Genomic DNA, 2,776 nt, shown 5'->3' with positions numbered 1-2,776 from the left:
TGGCGACGCCGAGGTTCGACACGGTCGTGGGGTCCTTCGTGAGATCGCTCATGCACCCAAGACCGCCCGACGGGGAAGAACTCATCGGTCGGCCGCGCTGCGGACCTCCACTCCCCGCTCGCGCGCGGTTCGGTTTCCGCCCCTTGCAGCGCCCGGCGGTGCTGGTCGACCGTGGTGCGGATATCTTCGATAGCGGCCTGCAGCGCATGCGGTCCGGCGAGTTGCTCGTCGAACTCATCGCGCACCCGCGCTGCGGGCTGCGCGGACCACCCGTCCCATCGACTACCTGCAACTGATGCGCGGCGAAGGACCGACCGGCAACCGCACCGAAGAGGTCAGCCGCATCAGCCGTGCGCTCGAACAGCTGGCCCGCACCCTCGACGTGCCGGTCCTCGGGCTCAGCCAGTTGTCCCGCAAGGTCGAAGAAGGCACCGACCAACGCCCGATGCTCTCCGACCTGCGCGAGTCCGGACAGATCGAAGCCGACGGCAACACCGCCACCTTCATGCACGCGACGACTACTACTACCCCGACACCGACACCCCGGCGAAGTCGAACTGACCGTCGCCAAGAACCGCGCCGGCCCTCGGCACCGCCCGCCTACACATGCACGCCACCCACATGCGACTCGACGCTCTCCCCGCCCAACCCCGCACACCAGCGGCACGGTCCTCGCGTGCCCCGCGGCGCGCGAGGACCGCCACCGCACCGGCAGAACACACCTCGAGTAACTCGTGTGCGCGGCTCGGCGCACCGAACCGCACCACCGACGAACAGCGTCACGAGCAGCGGTTAGGCTACGGCGCGGGCGGACGGTTTCCGCCTGCTGTCGGAGGGATTGAGCTCGTCATGGGTCTGTTTGATCGTTTCCGTGGCCGCCGGTCGGCCACCAGTGCGCCTCCAAGGCCCAAGGGGCCGCCGTGGCCTGTCCTGGATCAGGGTGACCGCGCGCCAGTCCAGGCGATCGCGCGCCGGGCGCCGGCGCACCGGATCGCGGGGGAGGTTGCGCTGACGGAGCTCGAGATCTGCGTGATCGACACCGAGACGACCGGGTTCGGTCACGAGGACCGCGTGGTGGAGATCGCCTGTGTGCGGATGGCGCCGGACGGATCGGTGCTTGATCATCTCTGCACGCTGCTGCACCCCGACAGGCCGGTCGCAGCCAGCTTCGTGCACGGCATCACCGACGAGGACCTGCAGGACGCGCCGCGCTTCGCGGAGGTCGCCCCGGAGATCTCGAGGCTTGCCCACGGGGCGCTGCTGGTCGCCCACAACGCACCGTTCGACGCGCGGATGCTCTCCGCGGAGTTCCGGCGCCTGGGACACGAGCCCCAACCCGCGTGGGCGTGCACGATGCGCCTGCGTCGCAGCGTCGGCCTGCCCGGCCCCGTGCAGCACAAGCTGGCCTGGGCAGCCTGGCAGGAAGGCCTGGACATCACGCCCGACCATCACGCGCTCCAAGACGCCTTGGTCGCCGCAGCGCTCGCGGACTGCTACCTGGCCCGCGCCCGGGAGCGCGACCACCACACCCTCGGTGACCTCGCCGCGCGCGGCGCCATGGGCCAGGCCTTCTCGCAACCGCTGGGCCTCCCGACCGTCACCGGCACGGCGGGCAGACTGCGCAGCCGGGCGGGCCACGGGCCTCCCCGGTTGCCGGCCCGTCTAGACGGCCGCGATGAGCGCGGCGAGTACCGGGCGCTTCTGGAGCGGGCGCTGGCGGACTTCGTGCTCAGCGACCAGGAGATCCTCGAGCTCGAGGCGCTGGCCCGCCGGCTGCGGCTGTCCCATCAGGCCCGCCGCGAGGCGCACCTGCACCAGCTGCAGCGCATGGTGCGGCTGGCCGCCAGCGACCATCACATCGACTGGGCCGAGCAGCGGCAGGCGCGCGCGTTCGCCACCGCGGTGGGCCTCCCCGCCGAGGACCTCGACGCGCTGCTGGCCGACCATGAGCAGGCCGGCGTCTCGGTGCAGCGCCCCGCACCCGCGAATCGCAGCCCTGGCGCCTCACGCCGGCGCACGGTCAGCCCCGACGCGCCGGTGCGGGTGGCGTTCACCGGGCCGTTGGATCAGCTGACCCGCCAGGACGCCAGCGACATGGCCAGCGCTCACGGCCTGCAGGTGTCGGGCAGCGTCTCGCGTCTCACCGACCTGCTGGTCACCAACCAGCCCGGCGTGATGACCGGCAAGCTCAAGAAGGCCCAGGAGCACGGCACGGTGATCTGCGACGAGCGGACCTTCCTGGCGATGTGCGGCGTCCCGCCGATCACCCCCGACCTCACCCGCGTCCTGCAGCACCTCCAACAACGACGCACCCCCACCGGCCAGCCCGAGGCCGCTGCCCCACGATCGCAGGCGCGCGGCGACGAGCGGCCGGTCTCCCCGGCCTCAGGCCGCGAGGCTCGCACGGGGTCGGTCAGTCCGCTGCGCGGCGAGCTGCCGGACGGCACGAAGGTGCTGTGGTGTGAGGCCGGCCAGCACGAGTGGCAGCGGCCCAGCACCCGCGGCCGGCTGCCACACAGCTGCCCCCACCACCGCCGCTGAACGGCACGCCCCGGTTGCTCTCAGCCGTCGGCCGCCTACCGCTGCCGGTGCCGCGCGCAGGTGGGGCGAGGGCGCAGCGTGTCGTTGCCGGGTTCGCCGGCCTGGGTGCTGGTACGGTCTCGCGGCCCGTACTCACGGGCCCGACGACGTCACGCCCGTCGGCATTCGACCCGCTAGGGGACCGCCTCATGCCTCGCCGTATCACTCTGTCGCTGCTCGCCGTCACGGCGACAGC

Annotated in this window: 3 protein-coding genes; 2 read left to right on the top strand and 1 reads right to left on the bottom strand. The window is 72.3% G+C overall.

The genetic code is table 11. The annotated features are described in order from the left end of the window. Nucleotides 1-245 (bottom strand): hypothetical protein (locus tag ABYE80_RS19425; RefSeq protein WP_372791958.1); only part of this gene is annotated, 245 nt, incomplete at its 3' end. Between the two features lie 50 nt (nucleotides 246-295). Between ABYE80_RS19425 and ABYE80_RS19420 the strand changes: the two genes are divergently transcribed. Both ABYE80_RS19420 and ABYE80_RS19415 read left to right on the top strand, forming a co-directional pair. Further along, nucleotides 296-796, top strand: a complete 501-nt coding sequence (locus ABYE80_RS19420; RefSeq protein WP_372791957.1) for a DnaB-like helicase C-terminal domain-containing protein — start codon at nucleotides 296-298, stop codon at nucleotides 794-796. A 53-nt stretch (nucleotides 797-849) separates the two neighbouring features. Further along, a complete protein-coding gene (locus ABYE80_RS19415) occupies nucleotides 850-2,541 on the top strand; it encodes an exonuclease domain-containing protein (protein WP_372791956.1) in 1,692 nt (563 codons plus the stop codon). Nucleotides 2,542-2,776 lie beyond the last annotated feature (235 nt).

The sequence above is a fragment of the Paraconexibacter sp. genome (genome assembly GCF_041602235.1).
Classification (GTDB): domain Bacteria; phylum Actinomycetota; class Thermoleophilia; order Solirubrobacterales; family Solirubrobacteraceae; genus Paraconexibacter.
The sequence above is the reverse complement of the archived record's forward strand: the minus strand, read 5'-3'. Positions and strand labels throughout refer to the sequence as shown.